3 tRNA genes are annotated in these 264 nt (G+C 54.9%); all 3 read left to right on the top strand.

Going from position 1 to position 264, the window contains the following annotated elements:
• The first annotated feature begins 1 nt into the window (after nucleotide 1).
• The 3 genes from QE109_RS17680 (at nucleotide 2) to QE109_RS17670 (ending at nucleotide 264) form a co-directional block, all read left to right on the top strand.
• Nucleotides 2-76 (top strand) — tRNA-Met (locus tag QE109_RS17680).
• A 24-nt stretch (nucleotides 77-100) separates the two neighbouring features.
• Nucleotides 101-177, top strand: a tRNA-Met gene (locus tag QE109_RS17675).
• 16 nt (nucleotides 178-193) lie between these two features.
• Nucleotides 194-264 (top strand) — tRNA-Glu (locus QE109_RS17670).

Genomic DNA, 264 nt, shown 5'->3' with positions numbered 1-264 from the left:
TCGCGGAGTGGAGCAGTGGCAGCTCGTTGGGCTCATAACCCAAAGGTCGTAGGTTCGAATCCTGCCTCCGCAACCATGAATATTATGCATTATCTTATATGGCGGCGTAGCTTAGTTGGCTAGAGCGTCCGGTTCATACCCGGAAGGTCGGTGGTTCGAATCCGCCCGCCGCTACCATTACTATTTTATTCATGGCCCCTTGGTCAAGCGGTCAAGACACCGCCCTTTCACGGCGGTAACAGGGGTTCGATTCCCCTAGGGGTC

Source organism: Fusibacter bizertensis, assembly GCF_029914245.1.
Taxonomy (GTDB): Bacteria; Bacillota; Clostridia; order Peptostreptococcales; family Acidaminobacteraceae; genus Fusibacter_C; species Fusibacter_C bizertensis.
This window is presented reverse-complemented; position numbering and strand designations above follow the sequence as displayed.